The following is a 25,854-nucleotide window of genomic DNA, read 5'->3' as shown; positions in this document are numbered from 1 at the left end:
GTGAAAGCTTTAATTTTAGTAGGAATAATATTATTTGCTGTAGGATTATTATTTGAGTCAATGTATAAAATAAAAATGGTATTTAAGAGTTTTTCTAAAGATACTAATGGAAAGGCTGGAAAGGATTTTAATTTTGACTTTAAAAATCAGTTTAATAATATATCAGAAGAAAAGAGAGAAGAATTTATAAGATCCTTATCAGATGATAAGAAGAGTTTATTTAAAGAATACTTAGCTTGTAATAAAGAAGATGAAAATTTATTAAGAGAAAAATTAGATGAAAAACATGTGTTTAATATGTTTAACAGATGGGCAAGACAAAATAATATAGAACCAATAAATATAAGTAACTATAAAGATTTATAAAAGGTTTTTACAAATATAAAAATAGTCCTAGGAAGAAAAAATCCTTGGACTATTTTTATTTTGTAAAAAGATTTAATTATCTTTTGCTAAATGCTTATTTATATAAATTTTCTTTAAGAACACAGATACTATTATAAATAATATTAATAGACTTACAGATAGATATATACTTGTTTTGTTAAAAGTAATCCATTGAGCTCCTAAATTTACAAAAACTAATATGCCAGGAATAGTTCCTATTAAAGTACCTAAAGCAAAGTCTTTATATGATATTTTAGTAAGACCAGCTCCATAGCTTATTAAATCAAAGGGGAAAAGAGGAATTAATCTTAAAAGTAGAATCATTAAAAATCCATTATCCTTTAATAATTCTTGTATGTTTTTAAGTTTATCATTTTCAAACTTTTCCACAAAGGATTGACCAAGGATTCTAGAAATAAAGAAAGATATACTTCCTCCTATTAAAGCACCAATACTTGTATATAAGAATCCTCCTCCTAGTCCAAATATACTTCCACCTAAGATTGCTAGTACTGAATCTGGGAAAAAAGTTAATGGAACTAAGGCAAAGGCTATTATATAAATTAGAGGAGCAAAATATCCAGAACTTAAAATTAAGTTTTTTAAGCTATCTAAATTTAATATATTACTCTTAGCAAGGAAAAATATAAGACAAACTAAGGCTAATATTATTATAGAAATTAAAAATTTATAAAATTTCGTCATTATTAAACCATCCTTTATATTTATTCAGCAATTTTTATTGTAAAATAAAAATATAGAATTGTAAAATTAAATAAAAATATAGTTTTAGTGAGGGGGGATAGGATGATAAATAGAGATTTTATTATAAGCTTTATTGTTGTAACTTGTATTATATATCTTATATATGTATGTTACGGCAAATATTTAGAGAAAAAGCAAATATATCTTAAAACTTTAACTATATTTTTAATAATAGAAGTCTTAAGAAGGATTTTTATTTATGGAAAAGTCAACAATCGTTTAATAAGTGGACTTTCTTTTATTCAATTGATATTTTTAGGAATTTCAGTAGCTATGTATGGACTTATGTATTTTAAGAATAATTTAAGCTGATAAATTTAATTAATCATAAGAATAAACTTTAGTAATTTATCTTAATAGAGTTTATTCTTATTTTTTATTAGAAAATATACTTTCATTTGATATATAATAATATTTAGACTAAAATTAATTTTATAATTATTAAAAAAATGTAACTATTTTGAAATGATAAATTAAAAAAATTAAAAGATAATTATCTAAGTGAGAAATGGAGTAATTATAAAATATATAAATTTAACATAGGAGGAAAGAATGAGTAAGGAGATTTTTTCTAAAAGAAGAAACTCAAATAAAAATAATTTTTTGAAAATATTTTTAGGAGTTTTAGCAATTATAATATTATTATGGGGTGGAATAAAAGTTGTCACAATGATAGGCTGCAATTTAGCTAATAAGGCTTCAATTAATAAAGAACAGAAAGAACAGGAAAAGGTCATAAAGCCTAATCCAGATGATGTAATGCCTAGAATGAATATTACATATGAAGCAGATAAATATGCAGTTGATGCTAAAGATGTACAAGCAATGGCTAATGATACATATAAAGGTGAAGGAAAATATGTATTTTTAACCTTTGATGATGGACCATCTAATTCAACAGAAAAGATATTAAATATATTAAAAGATAAGAATGTACATGGAACATTCTTTGTTTTAGGAAGCAGTATAGAAAAAGACTCTAAAAGACAAGAGTATTTAAAAGAAGAATTAAAAAGTGGAAATGCTATTGCAAACCATAGTTATAGTCATGATTTTAAAAAATTATATCCAGGAAATAAGCTGAAAATTGATTCCTTTATGGATGAGTTTAATAAGACTAATGATATAATGCAGAGCATTTTAGGAGGAGAATTTGATTGCAAGGTATTAAGAATGCCAGGTGGGTATGGAACAAGAAAATATTATAAGGATCCTTCTCTTAAAGAATTTGACGATACATTACAGGAAAATGGAATAATAAATGTTGATTGGAATGCCTTAGATGGTGATGCAGAGGGAAAACCATATTCTACAGAGGAAATGCTTAATTATGTGAAAAAAACATCAAAAGGAAAAAATCATGTAGTTATTCTTATGCATGATGCAGCAGGAAAAGAAAAAACCGTAGAAATATTACCACAAATAATAGATTACTACAAGAATGAAGGATATGACTTTAAAGTTATAAAAAACACTTCTAAGGAAGAAAATAATAGCAATCAAAGTGAAAATAATAAAGATAAATCAAGTAAATAGTATAAGAAAACATCATTAGAAAATACTAATGATGTTTTTTATTTTTTATCTATATTAAGTTTCCATTTCCAAAAGGATTCATTAGTTAATTCATATATGCGATTCTTTTCTTTACTTGTAAAATCTTTGCTAGAAAAAATATCACTAATCTCCTTTTCAAGTAACTCTAAATATATTTTTTTATCTTTTAGGTTCTCATAAATTTCTTTTGAAAAGTCATTTGTTAGATTTTTTTTCTTTTTTGAGTTTCTAAGCCAGCTACATTGTTCTTTAAAATGAATTTCAGAGATCATTTTATTACTTTTTGCTTGAACTTCTTTTATATTATCAATATTCATAAAAACTCCTTTCTGAAAGAGAGATTATATTATATATTCTTCCATTTTATAGAAAATCCTTTGTGGAAAATATAAATATAAATTTTTCTTCCTTGAAAAAATTTAACATATAATTATATAATAGAATTTAAAAAGAAGGTGATTAAAATATGAACAGTTTTAATATAGAAAAACAATCAATGTGGAAATGCATAACTAAGAATAAATTAATTTGTAATGAAAGTGATACTTTAGCAATAATACCACCAGGCTTTGGGTACACCCTAGATAAAGCACTTTTAGATTATTCTAAACAGCTTATTTTAGATTTTAAATTTGATTGTTTAGGAATAGAATATGGATTTCAAGTTAGTAGAGAAGCTTTTAATAGACAGGATGAAAATGATATAAGAGAATTATTACTTGAAACTCTAGATATTATTTTTAGTGCCTTAGAACTTAGAAGAGGAAAATATAAGAGAATTATTCTTATAGGTAAAAGTCTAGGTACAGTATTACAAAGTAGAATAGATAAAGAAATTAAGGAAAATTATGATATTCATATTAAAAATATTTATTTAACTCCTATCAATGAAACCTTTAAAGAGAAATTAGATAAAGAAGGATTAATAATAACTGGTACTAAGGATACTTTAATATCTTCAGAGAATTTGGAAAAAATAAAATCTGAGGGATTAAGAGTATTAGGAATAGAGGATGCTGGCCATTCATTATGTATAAAAGGAAATGTATTAAGGAGCATTAAAGCTTTAGAAATAATAATTGAAAATATAAAAGATTATCTTGAAAGAATGTAAATATAACTCATTAAAATAATATTTTACATAGGTATTATTTTAAAATAATAATAAATAAAAAATGGAGTGATCATTTTGAAATATACAAAGAAGGAAAAAGAGGAATTAAAAAAAGTCTTAACTGAGGAAGAATATTATGTTACTCAAGAAAATGGAACTGAAAGACCTTTTACAAATGAATATTGGGACTTTAATGGAGAAGGAATATATGTAGATATAACTACTGGAGAGCCTTTATTTACTTCAAAGGATAAATTTCACTCTTCTTGTGGATGGCCTGCCTTTTCAAAACCAATAGATAGAAGCATAATAAAAGAAAAGGTAGATAAAAGTCATGGAATGATTAGAACAGAAGTTAGAAGTAAACTAGGAGATTCACATTTAGGCCATGTATTTTGTGATGGACCAGAGGATTTAGGTGGATTAAGATATTGCATAAATTCTGCTTCTTTAAAATTTATTCCAAAGGAAGAATTAAAGGAAAAAGGATATGAAGAATATTTAGAGCTTTTTAAATAAAGTTAAGTATTTTTAAGATAAGGATATAATAAAGGAAATAGAAAAGTAGGTGTTTTAATGGGATTCTTATTAAACAATGATGGAGAAAATGATTTTCTTTTAGCTGATACTTATTCAAAGGATGATATCTTTTGGATAACTTTAAGAGGATTAATATCTAAAGGGAAAATTGATGAGGCTGAGGATATGCTTTTTAAAGAGGCAGAGAAAAATCCTTCTATGGAAATATATGAAATAGGAGAGAAAATGTATAGCTTATTAGCTAATAAAAGTGAAGAAGAACTTAAAAAATATAATTTCTCCAAAGAGGAAATTGATTTAGGTTTAGAAGATTTAAAGAGATTAATAGATAAACATAGCTTATAGTCTACTGTATATAGCAATAAATCAAAATAAGGGGAGATAGTTATGAGAAGTTTAAATAAAGAAGTTTTTCTTAAGAAATATCCTCATGTAGAAGAATATATAGAGAAAAATAAAATTGAATTTGAAGATTTACAAAGGATATATAAGGATTTTGTAAAGTTTGAGGGTTCTTATTATAATCAAGCTGATTTTATAGCCAATATACTTCGTTCTAATGAAAATGTTCATTCTGTTAAATCAAGGATAAAAAATCCAGATAGATTAATAGAAAAAATAATTAGAAAAACAGAAGATAGAAAAGAAAAGTATGGTGAAGATTTTTATTTTAATGAAGATAACTATAAAAATGAAATAACTGACTTAATAGGAATAAGGGTTTTACATATATTTAAGGATCAATGGAAGGATATACATGATTTCATAATAAAGACTTGGAATGTAATTGAAATAACAGCAAATATAAGAGATGGAGATGATAGAAGTATTTTTGATAATCTGGGTATTGAAGTTATATCAAGACAATCAGGATATAGATCAGTTCATTATCTTGTAGAATGTTATCCTACTAACCAAAAGGTTATTGCAGAAATTCAAGTAAGAACTATTTTTGAAGAAGGGTATGGAGAAATTGATCATAGACTAAGATATTCTCATAATGAAATTCCAGAGATATTAAAATCTAATCTTTTACTTTTTAATAGAATTGTAGGAAGTGCAGATGAAATGGCTTCATTAATAAATATGCTAAATAATAATTTAGATGATAAAGACAATTATTATGAAACTAAATTAAAAGAAAAAGATGAAGAAATAAGAAAATTAAAAGAAGAAATTGAAAAGTTAAAATAATTTAAATGGGCTACATTTATGTATCTTATAAATAAAACTCATAAACATTTGTTGAAATTATTCATGAATTTTATTTTTAAGATTTAATGTAGCCCTTAATTTTTAGAAAATATAATGTTAACAAAATATTAACTAAATGTGAATAAAAATAAAATAAATAAGGAGTTTTAATAAATTTTGGGAGAATTTAAGAAAATTCAAACTTTGATTTTACAAGCTTTAGGTAGTAAACTGAACATAGTTCACTGTGAGTTTTATTAATAGTATTCAAAGAAATAATATTAATAAAAGTCACACTTAGAATAAGTAAAAACTTACGAAAGGGTGATAATAATGAAGAAAAAATCAGTTGGAATTACCATGGCTGTCTTCTTGTTAGGAATCTTCATGGGAGCTATTGACTCTGGTATAGTTTCACCAGCAAGAGATATAATAGCTGATGGATTAAAAGTTTCACAAAATGCTAGTGTTTGGGTTGTAACAATATACACCTTAGCATATGCAGTATCAATGCCTCTTATGGGAAAACTTTCTGATAAGTATGGTAGAAAAAAAGTTTACATGGTTTCAATAACTCTATTTGGACTAGGTTCTTTACTATGTGGAGTATCAGATTACGTAAATAGTTATACATTCTTATTATTCTCAAGAGTTATAGAAGCAATAGGTGGCGGAGGTATAATGCCAATAGCTACAGCATACATAGGAACATCATTCCCCGTTGAAAAAAGAGGTTCAGCTCTAGGGATGATTGGAGGAGTATATGGAATAGCAACAGTTGTAGGACCAACCTTAGGTTCAGGAATACTTTCTATTTTTGGAGACAAAAACTGGGGATTTTTATTCTTAGTAAATGTTCCAATCAGTATAATAATATTACTTATGGCAACTAAATTAGAAGAAAATACTTCTGCACAAGGAATTAAGAAATTAGATGTTTGTGGTTCAGGAGTATTAACAATATTAATTTTATCTTTAATGTATGGAGCTACAAACTTAAAATTCTATGATTTTGCTAATTCAATAAAATCACTAGATGTTTGGCCATATCTTTTAATATTTATAATATCAATTCCAATATTAGTTTGGGTGGAAAAGAAAGCAGAAGATCCAGTAATAAACTTATCTTACTTTACTAATAAGGAAATAGCTATAACTTTAATATTAAGCTTTGTTGTAGGTTGTGGATTAATGGCAACAGTATTTATTCCTCAATTTAGTGAAAATATATTAAGAACACCAATGGGTAGTGGTGGATATATAGTTACAATATTTGCAATATTTGTAGGTATAGCAGCACCTTTAGGTGGAAAATTTATAGATAAAATAGGAGTTAAAAAAGTACTATTAATAGGTATGTCTTTAGTTATCATAGGTAACCTTTATCAAGGATATGTAACAACTAAACACCCAGGTATGGTTAACTTAATAATAGGTTTAGCTATTATGGGATTTGGTTTAGGATTCTCTATGGGAACACCAATAAATTACTTAATGCTTAGCTTAGTACCTGATAATGAAGCTACAGTTGGACAATCAGCAGTATCATTAATTAAATCCATAGGTATTGCAGTATCACCAAATATTCTTATTAACTTTATATCAGATGCAGGTAGAAGAGTACCAGAAGCATTACAAAAAGTTATGCCACATGTAGATGGAATGTCTAATATCATGTCAAATAGTGGTGGAGCTTCAAATGTTGCTAATTCAATGGGAAATGCCAGTGTTACTAATATATTTAGTCTTATAAAAGGAATGGCACAATCACAATTTGCAGCTTTAGGAGACAAGTTTGCAAATAATCCTCATATGAATATTGATATTATTGAAAAATCATATATGCAAAGTTTAGATGGAGCTAAAGATGCAATAGAAACTGCATTCCAACAAACTATGAATACAGGATATACTAAATTATTCTTAACATGTGCTATTATAGCTTTAATAGGATTAATATTAACAGCTATGTTAAATAATAATTTAATAACAATGAAAAATAGAAGATTAGAAAAGAAGGAAAAAACTAATTGATAAAAAATGTTTTTTGAGTTATGATAAATAAAAACAAATAATTTTAAGATATTGCTAGGGGTGCTGTAAAAGGCTGAGAGGGATAATAAGTCCTAACTCTAATAACCTGATTTGGTTAATACCAGCGTAGGGAAGTATATTTTAAGTTGTGATTTTTCATATTAGAAAATATTATTATGATTAATTAGAGAATATATTTTTAAAGGTTTAGCAATATTGCTAAACCTTTTTTTGTTGGTATAAAAGTCTTAAGAATATAGAAAAGAGGTGAATAGATGATTGTTAATGGTAAGAAAGTAGAAAAAGGTGAACTTAATACAGTTTATGATTTACTAAAAAGTTTAAATGTAAATAGTAAGAGAGTTGTTGTAGAACTAAACAAAGAGATAGTTAATTCCTGTAATTATAATGAAATCTTACTTAATCATGAAGATGTAATTGAGATTATTGCCTTTGTTGGTGGAGGATGATTAAGAATCATTTAAGAAGTTTAAGATAACAAAAGGTGAGTGAAAATAAAAGATAAAAAAGATAAGAGGGACCTTTATGAATATAAAGATTAATGAAAAGTGGAGAGAGGTAAAAGAAAATTGCACATTATATTCTTTAAAAAATGAAGAATTTCCTGATTCTCATGTTATAGTTTTAAATGGATTTCCACTTGTAGAAGATAAGGAGCTTAAGGATGGAGATAGGGTTGTCTTTATAAAAAAGGGAATTATGCCTAATAAAGAGGAGTTAGAAGAACTAATGGTATCTAGGCATACACCAGGTATTCATAAAAAACTAAAAAAAATTAAGGTTTTAATAGCTGGATGTGGAGGCCTTGGATCTAATATTGCTATTTCTTTAGGAAGAATAGGGGTTGGAAGTATAAGCTTAGTAGACTTTGATATAGTAGAATCTTCTAATTTAAATAGGCAGCAGTATTATATTGAGGATATTGGAGAATTTAAAGTAGTTGCTTTAAAAAGAAACTTAATTAGAATAAATCCTTTTATAAAAATAGAAGCTTTAAATCTTAAGCTTTCTGAAGATAATATGGGTATTTTACAAGGAGCTGACATAATAATAGAAGCCTTTGATAATCCAGATTATAAAGCCTTATTAGCTAATTATGTTTTAAGTAATATGAAGGACAAATTTTTGATTTCCTCTTCAGGAATGGCTGGTTTTTATGATTCAAATTTAATAAAAACAAAGCAAATAACAGATAAGTTTTATATTTGTGGAGATTTGGTAAATGAAGCTAAGGAAGGCTGTGGATTAATGGCTCCTAGAGTGGCTATATGTGCAAATCACATGGCTAATTTAGTTATAGATATAGCTGTTAACAAAATAGAATTTTAAAAATAAATAATAGTAAAAATAGAGTGGATTTTAAGTGCTTTTTAGACAGAGTTTATATATAAAAAATAAAATACTAGTCTAAAATATGAAGAAATAAGAAGAGTAGTGAGTAGAAAAGGGGAATTTTTTATGGACAAGTTAATAATAGGTGGAGTAGAGATAAAAAATAGACTTTTTGTTGGAAGTGGTAAATATCCTTCAAATGAAATAATAAAGGATATTTTAGAGGGAAGTGGCTCTCAAGTTATAACTTTAGCCTTAAGAAGGGTAGATTTAGATAATAAGGAAGAGGATATTCTTCAAAATATACCTAAGGATGTAATACTACTTCCTAATACTTCTGGGGCAACTAATGCAGAGGAGGCTATTAGAATAGCAAGGATAGCAAGAGCTATGGGATGTGGAAACTGGATAAAGATAGAAGTTATATCAGATTCTAAGTATTTGCTTCCAGATAATGAAGAAACCATAAAGGCAACTAAGGTATTAGCTGATGAAGGATTTATTGTCCTTCCTTATATGTGTCCAGATCTTTATGCAGGAAGAAGATTAATAGAAGTTGGAGCGGCAGCTGTAATGCCACTTGGTGCACCAATAGGAAGTAATAGAGGGTTAAAGACTAAAGAATTGATTCAAATAATGATAGATGAATTAGATATTCCTATTATAGTTGACGCAGGTATAGGAAAGCCATCACAGGCTATGGAAGCTATGGAAATGGGAGCTGCAGCTTGTTTAGTTAATACTGCCATAGCATCCTCAGAAGATCCTATAAATATGGCTAGAGCTTTTAAAATGGCAGTAGAAGGTGGCAGATTAGCTTATGAAGCTAAAATGGGAAGAGAATCAAAGTTTGGAAATGCTTCATCTCCACTTACTGGATTTTTAGATTAGGAGATGATTTAATTGAGTTTTTATGATGTAGTAGAAAAATATAGAGGTTTTGATTTTTATGGATATTTTGATTCTGTAAAAAAGGAAGATGTATTAAGAAGTATTTATGAAAGAAAGAAGAGACCAGAGGATTTACTTAATTTAATATCTCCTATGGGAGAAGAGCTTTTAGAAGAAATGGCTCAAGAAGCAAGAAATCTCTCTTTAAAATATTTTGGAAGAACAATATTACTTTATACACCTATGTATATCTCAAATTATTGTGTAAATAAGTGTTCATATTGTGGGTATAATGTAGAAAATAAAATATGTAGGAAAAAATTAAATCAAGAAGAAATAGAAAAAGAGGGGGAAGCTATTTCAAAGGATGGATTTAAACATATTCTAATATTAACAGGGGAAAGTGAATATCATACTCCAGTAGAGTATATAGAAGAGAGCATTAAAACTTTGAAAGAGAAATTTCCTTCAATAACCATTGAAATATATCCAATGACAGAAGAGGAATATAAAAAGGTGGTAGAAGCAGGTGCAGAAGGGCTTACTGTATATCAAGAGACCTATGATGAAAAAGTATATGATAGGGTTCATGTGGCTGGTCCAAAGAAAAATTATAAATTCAGATTAGAAGCTCCAGAGAGAGGAGCAGAAGCTGGAATGAGAAGCATAAGTATAGGAGCCTTATTAGGATTAGCTGATTTTAGAATAGATGCCTTCTTTACAGCAATGCATGGAAAATATTTAAGAGATAAGTATCCTCATATAGATATAAGTTATTCAGTTCCAAGAATAAGACCCTGTGAAGGAGGGCTTAAAAAGTTAAATGAAGTTGAGGATAGGGAACTAGTTCAAATACTTTTAGCCTATAGACTATTTGATCCTCAAGGGGGAATAAATATATCTACTAGAGAAGGAAAGGATTTTAGAAGAAATTTAATTCCTTTAGGAGTAAGTAAAATTAGTGCTGGAGTTTCAACTGAGGTTGGAGGCCATTCTTTAAAAGAAAAAGGTACAAGCCAATTTGATATAAATGATGAAAGTTCTGTAAGTGAAGTTAAGGAATTAATAAAAAGTCAAGGTTATCAACCTATATTTAAGGATTGGCATAGATTTTAAAATAATTTTTTATTAAAATGGTGATTTTTATGTTTTTAATAACCAATAGAAAGTTAGTAAATAGGGAAAGATATTTTAATACCATAGAGGAAGCAGGTAAATATGGTGTTAAAAATATAATTTTAAGAGAAAAAGATTTAAGTACAGAGGAATTAATAGAGGTTTATATAAAAATAAAAGAGTTAGTTCCAGAGGAAACAAATATAATAATAAATTCCAATATTGAAGCAGCAAGGATTTTAAAAGAGAAGTTTATTCATTTAAGCTTTAATGATTTTAAGAGAAATTTAGAAGAAATTAAATCCTTAAAGGTTGGAGTATCTGTTCATTCTATCTTAGAGGCCCTTGAGGCTGATAGATTAGGGGCAAGCTATATATTAGTATCTCCTATTTTTGAAACGCAATGTAAGAAGGACGTAACTCCTAAGGGAATTAATTTTATAAAAGAGATTAAGGAAAAGGTAAATTGCAAGGTCATAGCCTTAGGAGGAATAAATGAACTTAACTTTAAAGAAGTATTAGGGGCTGGTGCTGATGATTTTGCATGTATGTCACTTTTATTTATGAGTAATAATATAAAGAAGTCCTTAGATACTTTTAAAGCTCTTTAAATATATCTAGATTTATATGAAGGAAAATGTAAATTATATGATTATTAATAGAATTATGGTATAATTGATATTAATTAATAATTACAATTTGTTATCAAAGGAGAATTGCTTATGTCATTTGAGAGAATAGATATTTCAGATAGAAGTGAACAAGAAGGAAGAAGTTGTGTAATCTTATATAACTTTGGAAATAAGGAATTAAAGAAAATACAAAACTTTGCTAGAATAATGGGAATAAAAGATCAAATAGTTTTAAACTCTAAAAATGGAGATGAAACTATAAAGAATATATTAGAAGATAAAATTGAAAAAACAGAAGGTGAAGGAGTTAAAGAAAGAGCAATAATATTTAATGCCATAGCTCCTGGAAAAGTTCATATATTTTTAGAAAACTTAAAAAAAGTAGGCATCCAAAGACCTTTAGTTGCAATGGTTACAGAAACATCTATTAATTGGACTATTGACGTTTTAGTTAAAAATTTAATAGCTGAAAGAAGAGCATTAAGATCAGGAGATATGACTACTCACGAAAATAACTTTTAAAAAACTTACAAACATATTATGAGAATTACTAGATTTCGCTAAGAATTTATAATTATTACTCCGAAGATATTACTAAAGCTTCGAAACTTGCTACGCTTCGAACAGTCTCAGCTTTTTAACGTAATATCTTCTCCGTAATAATTTAAATTCTAAAGCTTATCTAGATATTCTCTTCATTATGTTTGTAAGTTTTTTTATATGTTTATTTACTTTATAGTTTAGAAAAATATTATTTATTAAAATTTATTGATTTTCCATCTGAAGTTAGAATTATCTCTCCATCTGTATCAGTTCTAAAGGTCTTAATATTATATTTTTTTATTATGTCTAAAGTTTCTCTATGTGGATGTCCATATTTATTATCTTTAGCACAACTTATTATTCCATACTTTGGAGAAACAGCTTCTATAAAGGCATTGCTTGATGAACTACTAGATCCATGATGACCAAATTTTATTACATCTGAATCAAGAGAAGTTTTATACTTAGCTAAGGCTTCCTCTTCAGCTAACTTCTCAGCATCACCAGTGAATAAATAAGAAGTGTCACCAAAGCTTAATTTCATTATAGGAGAATAATCGTTAAGTTCTTCGTACTCTGATTTTTGAGGAGTAAATACCTCAAATTTAGCTCCTTCTCCTAAATCTATAACCATTCCACCTTTTAATTCTTTAGTTTTTAATCCTTCATCTTTCACTGCTTTAACAAGATTTTCATATGTTTTAGTTGTATGAGTTATTTTAGGAGAATAGAAAGCCTTTACTTCATATTCTTTAAATACATCAACCATTCCACCAATGTGATCTTCATGGGGATGAGTTGCAATAACTAATTCAAAATCATCAATGTTTTTAGCTTTTAATTGTTCTAATAGTTCTTTAGAATTACTTCTTGGACCTGCATCTATTAAAATATCATTTCCATTTACTTTTATATATGCTGCATCACCTTGGCCAACATCCATATAAGAAATCATAAGTTCAGAGTCCTTAGGAACTTTAGAGCCTTGTGTTAAATCTATTCCAAAATATCCAGCTAAAAGAACAACTATAATTCCAATAATTGAGCTAATAATTTTCTTTTTTTTATCCATGTAATAAATCTCCTTGTATTTTATTTGTGAGAATTAAATTCATCAATAAGAATTATAGTTTAATATGAGATTTAATAGATGTACATTGTTTATATTAAGAGTAAACTTTTTAATAAAATTTAAATTATTATTCTAAAGATTTAATAATTTAAATCATCTTATGGCAATATAGATAATTGTTAATCTACAAGGAATAGTTAAATTGAGAGATAAAATATGATTTAGAGTATATTTAATTAATTTTATAGAAAGAATTTTCTATGATATATGTTTAAATATAATATATGAATTAATTGAAAGAAATACAAATTAATGGTAAAATTAGGGATATAGTAAATGTTTAAATTAAATGAAAATAAAAAAATATAAATAATTATTTATAAGGGGAGAATAATTATTTAATTAAGTGTAGGTTTATGGGAATATAGGGGGAAGAGTATTATGGCAATCTTGGATATGTCTTTGGAAAAACTTTATGAATACAGAGGGATTAGCCCACTGCCAGAAGATTTTGATGAATTTTGGAATTCACAGTTAAGGGAATTAGATGATTTAGACATTAAATTAGAATTAAAAAAAGCTGACTTTGAAAGTCCTATAGCAGAATGTTATGATTTGTATTTTAATGGTATTGATGGAACTAGAATATATGCAAAATTTATGAAACCTAAAGAAGTTAAAGGGAAAATGCCGGCTTTGTTAGAGTTTCATGGATATGAAGAGATAAGCAATGATTGGAGTAATAATCTTCACTATGTAGCTAGTGGAATGTGTGTTGCAGTTATGGAGTGTAGAGGGCAAGATTACTTGAAAGAAGATTCTTGTAAGTTTAAATCTTTTAAGTCAAAAGGGAATATAGTTAGGGGATTAGTTGAAGGTAGAGAAAAATTGTTATTTAAAAATATATTTTTAGATACTGCTATTTTAGCTAGAATAGTAATGAATATGGAATGGGTAGATGAGGAAAGAGTTTTTGCAACTGGCGGTTCCCAAGGAGGAGCCTTAGCTTTGGCCTGTGCAGCCTTAGAAAATAGAATAAAAGGTGTTTATGCTTATTATCCATTTTTATGTGATTACAAAAGAATTTGGGTTATGGATTTAGGGGGAGATTCTTATGAAGAATTAATAAGATATTTTAAGTTTATAGATCCAAATCATGAGAATGAAGAATATGTCTTCAATACCTTAGGATATATTGATATAAAAAATATGGTTCACAGAATAAAAGGAAAAGTAAACATGGCTATAGGACTAAGGGATGATATATGCCCTCCATCCATTCAATTTGCTGCTTATAACAATATTCTATGTGAAAAAGAGCTAGTTTTATATGATTCTGGACAAAAGCCTTACTTATTAAATTTAAAGGACAAGATATACAAGTGGGCTATAAATCTTTAAATTGAATAATATTTTATAATTGATATAATTATATTAGGGGATGAATTTTAGATTGAATTCATCCCTTTATACATATTTAGAAAGAAGATGAGTTTATGAGGATTATTGATAATGAAAAAGAATTTAAGGAATTCTGTAATGAAAAAGGGATAAGATTAGCTTATTTAAGTACTAATACATGTTGTGCCTGCAGCGTTTTAAAACCTAAAATAGAGGAATTAATAAAAAAGTACCATAATGCAAAAATTATAGAGGTTCAGGCTGATAAAAGTGTAGACATAGTATCACAATTAAGCATTTTTATGTTTCCAGCAATTATTTTATATATAGATGGTAAGGAGATTCTAAGAGAAGCTAAATATATAAGTGTTGTTGAATTAGAAAAGGTTATAGATAGATATTTTGAACTTTATAATTAAAAATAATAAACATATGAAAAAGGTTAGGTGATAATTCTAGGTTTTATTTCTATGTTTTATTAAAATATTTAATTCAATTTGATTTGTAAAATAAAATTTTATATACTATATACAAGTTAAATATGAATAATTTGACAATGTTTTAATATATTCTTAAAAGAAAGGAGATATTATGTGGGATTCACTAAAAAAAAGTTATAGACATTTAAAAAATATTTTAGGATTTGTTACTGATAAAAGAAATTATGAAAATATAAAGAAGCTATTAAAAAACTACAAAATCTTAAGTGATATATCAAATATAATAGTATCAGTTTTAGTATTTTTAAGTGGTATTCTTTTAATAATTTCAGGAATTTATCCTAGTATATTTTATAAGATAAAATTTTTAGACAATATATATAGTTTATCTTTTTTAAGGTTTTCACATAGAGCTTCAGTATTAATTGGATTAATGTTAATAATGACCTCTAAGGAAGTTTTCTTTAAGGTAAAAAGAGCTTATTATGTTACATTAACATTGCTTATAGTAGGAGGAGCCTTTGCCTTTGTAAAAGATTTAGATTACAAAGAAGGAATTTTTATTTTAGGAGTAATAATACTTCTAATATTATCAAAAAAGAGTTTTTACAGAAAAAGTATCCCTATTAAGGTTACTAAATTAAGTGGTATATTATTAGTTCTTTCAATTGTAATGATCATCTTTGCAAGTTTTATACATAAATTTAACATACATTTTAGTAAGAATTATAGGTACTATGTAGACTTTTTCCATAGCACAAAGGGATATTTAAGAATAGCGTTATTCACTTATATAGCCTTTATAATATTTGTGATAATATGGTATTTAACAATGCCTAAAATAGAAGATGACGAAAGGTATATGGATGCTGATTTAGAAAAGGTATCAAAATTCTTTAAAGAAATAGATTATGGAACAATATTCTCCCATTTAGTTTATTTAAAGGATAAAAAGGTCTTTTGGGCTAATGAAGGAGAGTCCTTAATAATGTATAGCAAGTACAAAGATAAGATAATAGTTTTAGGAGATCCTATAGCTACAAAGGAAAATCTATATAGTTGTATAGAAGAGTTTCAAGCTTTTACAAATTTATATGGATATGATGTTGTCTTTTATGAAATAGAAGAAAAAAACTTTTCTACCTATCATGATGCAGGGTATTATTTCTTTAAGTTAGGAGAAGAGGCAAGAATAGATTTAGAAGAATTTAATTTAATTGGTTCTAAAAAGAGTGCCTTTAGAAATACCTTAAGAAGAGTTGAAAGGGAAGGATATAGCTTTAGTATTATAGAGCCTCCTTTTAATAATGAGGTAGTAAGTCAATTGAAGGAAATATCTGATAAATGGCTAGGTGACAGAAAGGAAAAGGGATTTTCTCTAGGATGGTTTAGTGAGGATTATATACAAAGATCGCCTATAGCTATTTTAAAGAATGAAGAAGAAAATAAGATTATGGGTTTTGTAACAATAATGGATGCTAATGATGGAGGGGAGACAGTAGCAATAGATTTAATGAGAATAGATAAAAATGCTCCTAATGCCTCTATGGATTACTTAATGCTTAATTTATTCTTAACATTTAAAGAAAAAGGATATAAATATTTTAGCTTAGGAGAAGCACCATTATCTAATGTAGGATTTAACACTCATTCACATTTACAAGAAAAGCTTGCAAGATTAGTTTATAATAGTGGTAATATATTCTATAGTTTTGATGGACTAAGAAGATATAAGTCAAAGTTTTCTCCAATTTGGCAGCCTAGATATTTAGCATACCCTAAGTTTATGTCCTTACCAGAGGTGTTTATTAACTTATGTTTATTAATAGCTAATTCAAAGGAAAGAGTAGAGAAAAAATAAAAACGTATATTCTAAGTTAAGTTTGATTTAAAATTAAATCTTTATATCTAGCTTAATTAAGTTTATTATGTTAAAGAGAGTCTTTTACTTATAAGGCTCTCTTTTTATAAAAATTTACTTTTTATAAATAAAGCTTATTTTTTATATTGAAGTTTAAAAAAATAAGGGCATTATTTTTAATTTATTTAGAAGAAACAATGAGTTTTTAAATAGATATAAAAAATCTAAGGATTTAGGCTAAGATTTGTCAAATGAAAATGTTTTGAAGTGATTTTTAAGAGGTGTATAATAGTGTTAAATATTTAATAAAACATATTAAACTTTGTTTTATTAAGGAGGGTATAAATATGGGAAACTTTTTTTTAGAAAGTGATTTTAGAGCTTTTGATATAGACAAATCAAGAAGTAGAGATAAGGTAATATTAGAAAGAAGAAGAGTTGCTGCTGAGAAATTAAGAGAACTAAATAATTTAGGGCTTTTTGAATTTATGAATTCTAAAGGGTTAAGCTCTCATTGGGAAAAGCAATATATAACCAGTATAACTTGGCCACTAAAAAGAGTTAATGATGAATATGTGGATAGAATATATTTATCATATGGAAAAAATAGAGCTGATGTTAGAAAGCTTATAAAGGTTTTAAATTTATTCCATGATATTGAGGGAAGTAGAATAGAAGATGACATGGTATTTAATTATATTCCTCGCATTCAATTAGGATTAGACTCTAATTCTTGGAATACAGCTTTATATTTAGATAAGTATGGAGCCATAGAACAAAGAAATCTTGTTAATAAAATAAGAGAAAACTACGAGCTAAAAGAAAGATTTAAAAACATACTTATGGCTTTAGAAGAAAAGGGGTATAGATTATATTTAATTAAGGACAATAATCCTAGAAGTTATGAAGATGAAACAGATTACGTTGAGGATATAATAAAATATACAGATAGTGGAGAAAAATATGGATTAACCATAAGAAAAGATTATGATAAAAATCATGTTAGCAATTCAAGAAATGAAATATTGGATTTTGTTAAAAATGAATTTGATAATTTAATGGATGTTTATTATTTTATTTCTTGGGATTCAGAAGAGAATGACTATTTAAGATAATAGCTATAGTTTAAAAAGTTAATGACTTTAAATTATAAATTTAGAGTTAACTTTATGCTTAATCTTATAGATAAATAAAAATCTAGTATAAAATTCATAAAAGGAGTTATATCAAAATAAGTTTTATTGTTAACTTTTGATATAACTCCTTTTTATGTGATTTATTGTATCTATAAAAACATTTTAAGCAAACTAAATACTTTTATTTAAATAGTTATTATTTTCAGTACTTTTAATTTTACTATTAATAAGTCTTTTTATAGAAAAATATAGCTTAGTAAAGGATGAAACTAAAACAATTCCAGTAGCTATTGAACCAGCTAACATTAGTGTATTGCATCCTAAGGATAAAGCTTTATCTATATTTCCTTTTAAAGTCTCTAGCATGGTATAGAACATGCCTCCTCCAGGAACTAGAGGAATTATTCCACAAACTAAAAATACTAATACAGGAGCTTTTAATACTCTAGCTGAAATCTCAGAGAATATGGCTATGAAAATAGCAGCTAAAAAATAATTAAAGCTTTCATTTGTGCTCATAAAGCTTGAGGAAAAAAGATAGACAAACCATCCTAAACCGCCACATAGGGAAGAAAAAAATAAGTTTTTACCTTTTATATTAAATATTATTCCAAAACCTAAAGAACTAAAAAATGCATATATTGAGTTTATTATTAGGTTCATATAGCCATACCCCCATAGTGATTTATTAATATAGATAAAATACTAGCACTTCCAATAGCAATACCTACAGCTATTAAAAAGGCTTCAATAAATTTAGCACTTCCAGCAACTAAATCACCAGCTATTATATCACGAAGTGAGTTAGTTATAGCAAGTCCAGGTACTAAGGGCATTAAAGAACCTATTATTATTTCATTTAGATTAGGAGCAATATTAAATCTTACTGCAAGAAAAGCTAGTAATGATGCCAAAGCTCCAGATATTATATTTACAAAGAAATTGTTTGTCTTTAAAATATTAAAAAAGTATGCAAGAAGACAAAGAACTATTCCTATAAAACCTGAGACTAAAGAATCCTTTAAATTACCTCCAAAAAGTAGAGTAAATGTTGAAGCTGAAATTAAATATCCTAATATTTTTATTTTAAGAGGATATTCTTTTTCATCAGCTATACTACTTAGCTTTTTTTCAGCATCTTCAATAGAAACTTTATTAAAGGCAACCTCTCTTGAAAGGTTGTTTAATTTAGCTATTTTATCTAAATTAATAGTTCTACTTGTTACCCTTCTAGTTCTAGAAATTGCATTTTTATATGTTTTTATTGTTATTATTATGTTTGTAGGAATTACAAAAACATCAACTTTTTCTATTCCATAAGCCAAACAGATTCTGCTCATGGTTTCTTCAACTCTATATGTTTCAGCGCCATTTTCAAGCATTAGAGTACCAAGTTCAGTTGAGAAATTGATAATTCTATTAAAATCCATATGTACCTCCAAATAAGTATGTAAAAATTAATAAGAAATATTTTTTCATTATTACAATATTTCTTTTCTATTATACTTTGAAGAAGAGTTTATTATAAAGACTTTAAATTAAAAAAATGTAAAAAAATATGTTTTTTTAATGGAAAATAGCTAATAGATTTGTATTTATAATTTAGTTACTATAGTTAAAATTTTGCATAGATTAATTATGAATGGAATTTATTAGGGAGGATGAACTATAATGGCTATTTTAGATTCTAAAGTTGGACATATAAAAAGTAGAATTTCTAAAGATAGGGTTGTATTAAAAACAATGTATCCATTTAAAAAAGGAGAGTTAGCAGATGAAGTTGAAATAAATTTATACTTAGAAGGAAGTAATAGGGTAATAAAAAAAGAATTGCCTTATGGTGGATATAATATGCATTTGTTTTTAGGAGATTTTTTAGGCAGTGGAAGAGATTGTATTTTGGTGAAGGGAAGATTTCAAGGTTCTGGTGGAATTGCTATTTTATTATTATATGAATATGATAATGGAGAAATAAGAGAAATAACTAATCAGTGGGAAATAAGTGCTAGAAACAAAGCTATTATAAGATACTTACCAAATTATAAAGTAGAGGTATCTTACGGAGCGAAAGAAAAATATATTGTAGATCTTTCTTCAAAGGATAAATCTTACTTAAATCTTATATATGATGAAAAGGGAAATGTAAAATTAAAAATTAATCCTGGTATTTCTGATATTAATACCTATTATGAAATAAAAGAACTTGGAAGTAATAAATATGATTTTTTAATACGCCAAAATATCATAGGAATAGTACTAGTAGATGTTATAGGTATAATACAAAGTAGAGTTGTATTTAATCTTAATGGAAACTTTGTCATAAAAGATAGGGAACTTATAATAAGTAAAGATAGAAATTTGAATAACACCCATAATTAATTGTAATTTAATACCTAAAATAGTATAATTAAAGCAAAATATTGTGTTTATAATATTTTGCTTTAATGAGAGGTTTACTATGGGGGGAAAAGAGATGAGAAATTGTAAAGAACTTAAGCATGAGAAAAATGGTAACGTTACCGAAAAAGTGGGGAAAAACAAAGGAAAAAGCAAAAAAGTGTCTAAAGATGAAAGCTTATTAAGCTTTGATTTGTTTTTAGAGGGAAAAGAACATTCAGCTTATAAGTTTATGGGAGCTCATTTTATAACTGAAAATAGAAAAAGGGGTGTAAGATTTACTACTTGGGCTCCAAGGGCTAGCAAAATATATGTTATAGGTGATTTTAATAATTGGGAATTAAAAGAAGAATACTCCATGAAAAAAATTAATGAAAGAGGAATATGGAGTTTATTTCTTCCTAAATTAGAAGAGGGTATAAAGTATAAATTTGCAGTAGTAAATGAATGTGGAAATAATACAGTATATAAGGCTGACCCATATGCATTTAAATCAGAATTAAGACCTAATACAGCCTCTGTACTTACTAAAATTAAGAGTTTTAGATGGGGAGATAAGAGATGGCTTAATAAAAGAGAAAAAGAAGGTTTAGATAATAAACCTATGAATATATATGAACTTCATTTAGGGTCTTGGAAGAGAAAAGATGGAGAGTTTATGACCTATGAAGAAATAAGCGAAGTACTAGTAGAATATATAAAAGAGATGGGATACACCCATGTTGAGTTTATGCCTATAAATGAACATCCCTTAGATGCTTCTTGGGGATATCAAGGCGTAGGGTATTACTCAGTTACAAGTAGATATGGAGATTTAAATGGATTAAAGGCTCTTATAAATAAACTTCATAAAAATAATATTGGAGTATTACTAGATTGGGTACCTAGCCATTTTTGCAAGGATGAGCATGGATTATTTATGTTTGATGGGTCACCAACCTATGAATATGAAGCTTGGTGGAAGGCTAATAATGAAGGATGGGGAACTTGTAATTTTGATTTAGGAAGACCAGAGGTTAACTCCTTTTTATTTTCCAATGCTATGTACTGGATAAATGAATTTCATATAGATGGATTAAGAGTAGATGCGGTATCTAATATGCTTTATTTAGATTATGGAAGAGAATATGGAGAATGGGAGCCAAATATCTATGGAGGAAATGGAAACCTTGAAGCTATTGCCTTTTTAAAAGAACTAAATACAATTATAAAAAAAGAAGGAAAAGGAGCAATTACAGTAGCTGAAGAATCAACCTCATGGGAAGGAATTACTAAACCTGTTGAAGAGGATGGATTAGGATTTGATTATAAATGGAATATGGGATGGATGAATGATACCTTAAGTTATATTGAGTTAGATCCAATATACAGAAAGTATCATCACAATAAAATGAACTTTTCAATGATGTACAATTATTCAGAAAAGTTTATTCTACCAATTTCACATGATGAGGTTGTTCATGGCAAGAAATCCCTTATAAATAAAATGTGGGGAGATGATTGGAAAAAGTATGCAGGGCTAAGACTTTATGCTTCTTTTATGATGGGACACCCAGGGAAAAAATTAATGTTTATGGGCTGTGAATTTGGTCAGTTCGTTGAATGGAGAGAATGGGAAGAACTTCAATGGAATGTTATTGAAGAATTTGATATACACAGAAAAACCAAGGAGTATTTTAAAGCATTAAATCATTTTTATTTAGAGAATAGTTCTTTATGGTCACTTGATTATGAAGAAGAAGGCTTTAAATGGATTGATGCTGATAATTCAGAAGAAAGTGTACTTTCATTTATAAGAATTGGAAAGAATAAAAAGGAAAAATTAATATTTATATGTAATTTTACTCCAGAGGTTTATTATGATTTTAAAGTAGGGGTTCCAGGACTTGGAGAATATGTTGAAGTCTTTAATTCAGATTCCTTAGAATTTGGTGGAGCAGGAAATATTATGGGAGATAGTATTTTAAAAGCCACAGAGGAAAGTTTTAAGGATTTTGATTATTCAATAAGTGTTAAGGTACCTCCATTAGGAACGTTAGTTTTAAAAGTAAAATAAGAAAGAAAAGGCTACTATAAATCTAAGTACATAATATTATTTTACTTTGGATAAATAGTAGCTTTTATTACATAAATAATTAATAGAGGAGCATTTTATATGTTTGATTCTGTAAAAAGAAAACTTGTTTGTTATGATGATAATGAATACTACATAGAGATTAGTCCTTTAACTAATACCATAAGAGCAACCTTATGCTGTAAGGGGGCAATTGAGGCTTATTTAGTTGGAGATTTTAACAATTGGGAAAAAAGCGAAAATTTTAAGCTTAATTGGGGATTGGATACTAATGATGGTAGAGTAAAAATGATTAAAGATATTCCCTTTCCTTGTGGACTAAAGAAGGGAGAGTATAAGTATGGATATATAATTATTACTCTAGATGGAAAAGAAATATATGTAGATAACTTAAATGAAGAGAAAAATGATTTTTATTTCCTTTGGGAGCCCTTTGAAGAATCCTTAGAAATAAAAAGTTCAAGAGATTTTGTATCTACTAGATACCCAGTTGAATTAATAGCTGTTAAAAATTCATTTTATGGAAATATAACCATTGAAGAGGCGGTTCTTTCCATAGAGAACTCTTTAAAGGGAGTAACTTTAGAAAATGGTTTTTTAAAGATCAATGAGGAAGTAGCCCCTGGCACTAAAATTATAGTAAAGGCCTATGATTCTTTAAATGACATGACAGCTTATAAGGAAATTGAGGTTAGAGAAGAAGGGGAAAAAGGGACTTTTGTACAATTTTTAAAGAATGATGGATTATATTATGGAGAAAATTTCAGCTGGAATATTTGGGGCTTTGGAGAGAATAGCTCAGGTAAAGAATTTAATTTAAATATTAAAACAGATTTAGGTGTAGGAACTTTTGTAGATGAAGAGAAATTTATAGTAAGAAAGAGAACTTGGGGATGTAACTGGGTAAATGATTGGAATGAGCAGACATATACTTTTTATTTAGGTAAGGAAGATAGGAATTTATTTTGCATATATGAAAATAATAAGATATTAACTTCTTTAAAGACTGCCATAGAAGAAATTACTCCTAAAATACAAGTTGCCTTAATGGATCATAAAAATACTATAAAGGCATATCTTTCCCATAAGCCTTTAATTGGAGTTAAGTATGGATTGTATATAAACGGAATAAAGGCTAAGGGAGTTTCAACCCTAGTTAGAGAAAATGAAAAAGAAGTTTTAATAACTAATCTTCCAAGTGATATAGATCCATCAGATTTATTAGAAGTAAGAGCTTCTAGTATGTTTTCAAGTTGCAAAGTAATAGTAAGAGATTATTTAAATGATTATTATTATGGAGGAAATGACCTAGGTGTAAGATTTAGTGAAGAAAATATAAGCTTAAGGTTGTGGGCACCTACTGCTAAAAAAGTAGAATTATTAATATATGAAGATTATAAATCCCTAAGGGAAAATCCTTTAAGAAAATATGATATGAATAGGGAAAAAGAAAATGGAACTCATTTAATTAAAGTACCAAGAAAAGAAAATGAGGGTAAATATTATTTATACAGATTATATTTTAATGATTTAAGCAAAGAAGGTAAACATGTAAATAAGATAACCTATGCTGTAGATCCCTATGCTGTTTCAGTAGGAGTAAATGGAGAAAAGGGAGCTTTAGTAGATTTATTTAGTAAAGAGTGTGTACCAGAAGGATGGAATAAATATAATAAACTTAAGTTAATAAATAAAGAAGACTCAATAATTTATGAGATGCATATTAGAGATTTTACCATAAATGAAAATTCAGGAGTTTCTGAAAGCTTAAGAGGAAAATTTTTAGGGGCAGTTGAAGAGGGAACTTTCTATATTAATAAAGAAAATGGGAATAAGGTTAAGACAGGATTAGATCATTTAAAGGAATTAGGGATAACCCATGTTCACTTGCTTCCAGTCTTTGATTTTGCTTCTGTTAATGAAGAAATAACCAAGGATGAAAATAATAGAAACTGGGGATATGATCCTAAAAACTTTAATGCAATAGAAGGAAGTTATTCAACAGACCCATATACACCTTCAAGAAGAATAATAGAGTTTAGAGAGATGATAAAAAGGTTTCATGACAATGGAATACGAGTTATATTAGATATGGTTTATAATCATATGTATGAAACTAGTAATATGGATAATATAGTTCCTTTATATTACTTTAGAAGTGATAAATTAGGAAAATATACAAATGGATCTGGCTGTGGAAATGAAATGGCCTCTGAAAAGCCTATGGTTAGGAAATTTATTTTAGATTCCATATTACATTGGATTAAAAATTATCATATAGATGGATTAAGATTTGACTTAATGGAGCTTATAGATTTAGATACTATGAAGGAAATAGTAAAAAGAAGTGAAGAGATTGATGAAAAAATACTTATTTATGGGGAGCCTTGGAAAGGTGGAGATTCTCCTTTAAGTAATGGAACTTACAAGGGAAGTCAAAAAGGTCTTGGATTTTCCATATTTAATGATGATTTTAGAAATGCTCTAAGAGGAAATAATGACCCATCTAATGGATTTATAAATGGAGAACAGCACAATAAAAATAAAGCTTGGCAAGTTATAGAAGGAATTAAGGGGTCCATAAATTCAATAACCTATAAACCTATGGAAAGTATAAATTATTTAGAAGCACATGATAACTATACACTATGGGATCAAATAGTAAAAAGTCAAAATCATAGTGTGGAAAAGGGACATTATAGAGATTTTAATGAAGAAAATATATTAGATAATTTTTATGTTAAGGAAGATTTACTAGGAGCTTCTATATTATTTACTTCTCAAGGAATTCCCTTTATTCAATCTGGAGCTGAAATTTTAAGATCTAAAGATGGAGATCATAATAGCTATAAGAGTCCAGATAGTATAAATGCTTTAAATTGGGCAGAGAAAGAAAAGTATATTGATGTTTTTAATTATTATAAAGACTTAATAATTTTAAGAAAAAATCACAGTGCTTTTAGAATGAAAAATCCAGAGGATATAATAGAAAATTTAGAAGTTTATTTTTATGACAATAATGATACTAGCGGAGTAATAATAGCTTACTATAAAAATAATGCTAATGAAGATTTATGGAAAGATATAGTGGTAATATATAATGGAACTACCATTGATGATTATAATGTAATTTCTTCTATGCCTAAATCAAGTAATGGCTTTTGGAATATTGCAGTTAAAAATGGGGTTGTAAATCAGTTTGGTATAGAAAGAGTGAGTGAGGATGAAATTCCTAAAATAAAATCTCATTCTATGATGATCCTTTATGATGAATAAAAAAAGATAAATAATTTTTAAAAGACTACATAGAATATATCTATGTGGTCTTTTTTGCTTTTAAATTAAGG

The 25,854-nt window shown here is 27.2% G+C and carries 26 protein-coding genes and 1 riboswitch; of the genes, 21 read left to right on the top strand and 5 right to left on the bottom strand.

Annotated features, from left to right (window positions below):
- Entirely contained in the window at nucleotides 1–366 is a 366-nt protein-coding gene (locus tag GOM42_RS09165) for a hypothetical protein (protein ID WP_003465150.1), read from the top strand.
- Between the two features lie 72 nt (nucleotides 367–438).
- Here the strand turns inward: GOM42_RS09165 and GOM42_RS09160 are convergent, their stop codons facing one another.
- The gene (locus GOM42_RS09160) at nucleotides 439–1,092 is read right to left on the bottom strand and encodes a TVP38/TMEM64 family protein (RefSeq protein ID WP_003478202.1); all 654 of its coding nucleotides are present in this window, start codon (nucleotides 1,090–1,092) and stop codon (nucleotides 439–441) included.
- A gap of 102 nt (nucleotides 1,093–1,194) precedes the next feature.
- On the opposite strand from GOM42_RS09160, the gene GOM42_RS09155 reads away from it, so the two are divergent.
- On the top strand, nucleotides 1,195–1,464 hold the full coding sequence (locus GOM42_RS09155) for a hypothetical protein (protein WP_003449716.1): 270 nt from the start codon (nucleotides 1,195–1,197) through the stop codon (nucleotides 1,462–1,464).
- Between the two features lie 240 nt (nucleotides 1,465–1,704).
- Nucleotides 1,705–2,688 carry a polysaccharide deacetylase family protein gene (locus GOM42_RS09150; protein ID WP_110016166.1) on the top strand — a complete coding sequence of 328 codons (984 nt, stop codon included), beginning with the start codon at nucleotides 1,705–1,707 and terminating at the stop codon, nucleotides 2,686–2,688.
- 38 nt (nucleotides 2,689–2,726) lie between these two features.
- On the opposite strand, the gene GOM42_RS09145 is transcribed toward GOM42_RS09150, so the two are convergent.
- Nucleotides 2,727–3,026 (bottom strand): hypothetical protein, encoded by a 300-nt coding sequence (locus GOM42_RS09145; protein WP_003455891.1) that lies wholly within the window; start codon nucleotides 3,024–3,026, stop codon nucleotides 2,727–2,729.
- A 149-nt stretch (nucleotides 3,027–3,175) separates the two neighbouring features.
- Between GOM42_RS09145 and GOM42_RS09140 the strand changes: the two genes are divergently transcribed.
- The 11 genes from GOM42_RS09140 to GOM42_RS09090 all read left to right on the top strand — a co-directional run bounded on the left by GOM42_RS09140 (nucleotide 3,176) and on the right by GOM42_RS09090 (nucleotide 12,105).
- Nucleotides 3,176–3,823, top strand: coding sequence for an alpha/beta hydrolase (locus tag GOM42_RS09140; protein WP_252597651.1), 648 nt, complete (start codon nucleotides 3,176–3,178; stop codon nucleotides 3,821–3,823).
- Between the two features lie 75 nt (nucleotides 3,824–3,898).
- Nucleotides 3,899–4,342, top strand: a complete 444-nt coding sequence (gene msrB / locus GOM42_RS09135; protein ID WP_003456069.1) for a peptide-methionine (R)-S-oxide reductase MsrB — start codon at nucleotides 3,899–3,901, stop codon at nucleotides 4,340–4,342.
- A gap of 57 nt (nucleotides 4,343–4,399) precedes the next feature.
- Nucleotides 4,400–4,708 carry a DUF6483 family protein gene (locus GOM42_RS09130; protein WP_003449678.1) on the top strand — a complete coding sequence of 103 codons (309 nt, stop codon included), beginning with the start codon at nucleotides 4,400–4,402 and terminating at the stop codon, nucleotides 4,706–4,708.
- Between the two features lie 42 nt (nucleotides 4,709–4,750).
- Nucleotides 4,751–5,557, top strand: coding sequence for a RelA/SpoT domain-containing protein (locus GOM42_RS09125; protein WP_003456098.1), 807 nt, complete (start codon nucleotides 4,751–4,753; stop codon nucleotides 5,555–5,557).
- 333 nt (nucleotides 5,558–5,890) lie between these two features.
- Nucleotides 5,891–7,591 carry an MFS transporter gene (locus GOM42_RS09120; RefSeq protein ID WP_252597650.1) on the top strand — a complete coding sequence of 567 codons (1,701 nt, stop codon included), beginning with the start codon at nucleotides 5,891–5,893 and terminating at the stop codon, nucleotides 7,589–7,591.
- 46 nt (nucleotides 7,592–7,637) lie between these two features.
- Nucleotides 7,638–7,741, top strand: a riboswitch (TPP riboswitch).
- Between the two features lie 125 nt (nucleotides 7,742–7,866).
- Nucleotides 7,867–8,061 carry a sulfur carrier protein ThiS gene (gene thiS / locus GOM42_RS09115; protein ID WP_003449779.1) on the top strand — a complete coding sequence of 65 codons (195 nt, stop codon included), beginning with the start codon at nucleotides 7,867–7,869 and terminating at the stop codon, nucleotides 8,059–8,061.
- Between the two features lie 76 nt (nucleotides 8,062–8,137).
- Nucleotides 8,138–8,941, top strand: coding sequence for a sulfur carrier protein ThiS adenylyltransferase ThiF (thiF, locus tag GOM42_RS09110; RefSeq protein ID WP_025648953.1), 804 nt, complete (start codon nucleotides 8,138–8,140; stop codon nucleotides 8,939–8,941).
- A 129-nt stretch (nucleotides 8,942–9,070) separates the two neighbouring features.
- The gene (locus GOM42_RS09105) at nucleotides 9,071–9,835 is read left to right on the top strand and encodes a thiazole synthase (RefSeq protein WP_110016168.1); all 765 of its coding nucleotides are present in this window, start codon (nucleotides 9,071–9,073) and stop codon (nucleotides 9,833–9,835) included.
- Between the two features lie 12 nt (nucleotides 9,836–9,847).
- Nucleotides 9,848–10,951 carry a 2-iminoacetate synthase ThiH gene (gene thiH, locus GOM42_RS09100; RefSeq protein ID WP_110016169.1) on the top strand — a complete coding sequence of 368 codons (1,104 nt, stop codon included), beginning with the start codon at nucleotides 9,848–9,850 and terminating at the stop codon, nucleotides 10,949–10,951.
- A gap of 29 nt (nucleotides 10,952–10,980) precedes the next feature.
- Nucleotides 10,981–11,562 (top strand): thiamine phosphate synthase, encoded by a 582-nt coding sequence (locus GOM42_RS09095; RefSeq protein ID WP_049039412.1) that lies wholly within the window; start codon nucleotides 10,981–10,983, stop codon nucleotides 11,560–11,562.
- A gap of 111 nt (nucleotides 11,563–11,673) precedes the next feature.
- On the top strand, nucleotides 11,674–12,105 hold the full coding sequence (locus GOM42_RS09090; protein ID WP_003466176.1) for a DUF3783 domain-containing protein: 432 nt from the start codon (nucleotides 11,674–11,676) through the stop codon (nucleotides 12,103–12,105).
- 229 nt (nucleotides 12,106–12,334) lie between these two features.
- On the opposite strand, the gene GOM42_RS09085 is transcribed toward GOM42_RS09090, so the two are convergent.
- A complete protein-coding gene (locus GOM42_RS09085) occupies nucleotides 12,335–13,198 on the bottom strand; it encodes a ComEC/Rec2 family competence protein (RefSeq protein WP_049039403.1) in 864 nt (287 codons plus the stop codon).
- A 441-nt stretch (nucleotides 13,199–13,639) separates the two neighbouring features.
- Here GOM42_RS09085 and GOM42_RS09080 point away from each other — a divergent pair, with 441 nt between their 5' ends.
- The 4 genes from GOM42_RS09080 to GOM42_RS09065 all read left to right on the top strand — a co-directional run bounded on the left by GOM42_RS09080 (nucleotide 13,640) and on the right by GOM42_RS09065 (nucleotide 18,015).
- Nucleotides 13,640–14,599, top strand: a complete 960-nt coding sequence (locus GOM42_RS09080; RefSeq protein ID WP_110016170.1) for an acetylxylan esterase — start codon at nucleotides 13,640–13,642, stop codon at nucleotides 14,597–14,599.
- Nucleotides 14,600–14,694: 95 nt separating this feature from the next.
- Nucleotides 14,695–15,018, top strand: coding sequence for a thioredoxin family protein (locus tag GOM42_RS09075; protein WP_003449654.1), 324 nt, complete (start codon nucleotides 14,695–14,697; stop codon nucleotides 15,016–15,018).
- Between the two features lie 172 nt (nucleotides 15,019–15,190).
- Complete coding sequence (locus tag GOM42_RS09070; RefSeq protein ID WP_003449680.1) at nucleotides 15,191–16,900, top strand: phosphatidylglycerol lysyltransferase domain-containing protein; 1,710 nt, start codon at nucleotides 15,191–15,193, stop codon at nucleotides 16,898–16,900.
- A gap of 347 nt (nucleotides 16,901–17,247) precedes the next feature.
- Nucleotides 17,248–18,015, top strand: a complete 768-nt coding sequence (locus GOM42_RS09065; RefSeq protein WP_003481696.1) for a hypothetical protein — start codon at nucleotides 17,248–17,250, stop codon at nucleotides 18,013–18,015.
- 192 nt (nucleotides 18,016–18,207) lie between these two features.
- On the opposite strand, the gene GOM42_RS09060 is transcribed toward GOM42_RS09065, so the two are convergent.
- Nucleotides 18,208–18,699: a threonine/serine exporter family protein gene (locus tag GOM42_RS09060; protein WP_110016171.1), complete on the bottom strand. Its 492-nt coding sequence runs from the start codon at nucleotides 18,697–18,699 to the stop codon at nucleotides 18,208–18,210.
- Nucleotides 18,696–19,466 (bottom strand): threonine/serine exporter family protein, encoded by a 771-nt coding sequence (locus tag GOM42_RS09055; RefSeq protein WP_003449600.1) that lies wholly within the window; start codon nucleotides 19,464–19,466, stop codon nucleotides 18,696–18,698. The genes GOM42_RS09060 and GOM42_RS09055 overlap by 4 nt, the downstream gene beginning before the upstream one ends.
- Nucleotides 19,467–19,707: 241 nt before the next feature.
- Here GOM42_RS09055 and GOM42_RS09050 point away from each other — a divergent pair, with 241 nt between their 5' ends.
- From GOM42_RS09050 to pulA, 3 genes are all read left to right on the top strand, one after another.
- Nucleotides 19,708–20,415, top strand: coding sequence for a hypothetical protein (locus GOM42_RS09050; RefSeq protein WP_011590904.1), 708 nt, complete (start codon nucleotides 19,708–19,710; stop codon nucleotides 20,413–20,415).
- A gap of 79 nt (nucleotides 20,416–20,494) precedes the next feature.
- The gene (gene glgB, locus GOM42_RS09045; protein ID WP_199408001.1) at nucleotides 20,495–22,489 is read left to right on the top strand and encodes a 1,4-alpha-glucan branching protein GlgB; all 1,995 of its coding nucleotides are present in this window, start codon (nucleotides 20,495–20,497) and stop codon (nucleotides 22,487–22,489) included.
- A gap of 99 nt (nucleotides 22,490–22,588) precedes the next feature.
- Entirely contained in the window at nucleotides 22,589–25,783 is a 3,195-nt protein-coding gene (pulA, locus tag GOM42_RS09040; protein WP_252597649.1) for a type I pullulanase, read from the top strand.
- Nucleotides 25,784–25,854: the final 71 nt, after the last annotated feature.

It is taken from the genome of Clostridium sp. 16K-1-R1 (assembly GCF_023921145.1).
Classification (GTDB): domain Bacteria; phylum Bacillota; class Clostridia; order Clostridiales; family Clostridiaceae; genus Sarcina; species Sarcina perfringens.
This window is presented reverse-complemented; position numbering and strand designations above follow the sequence as displayed.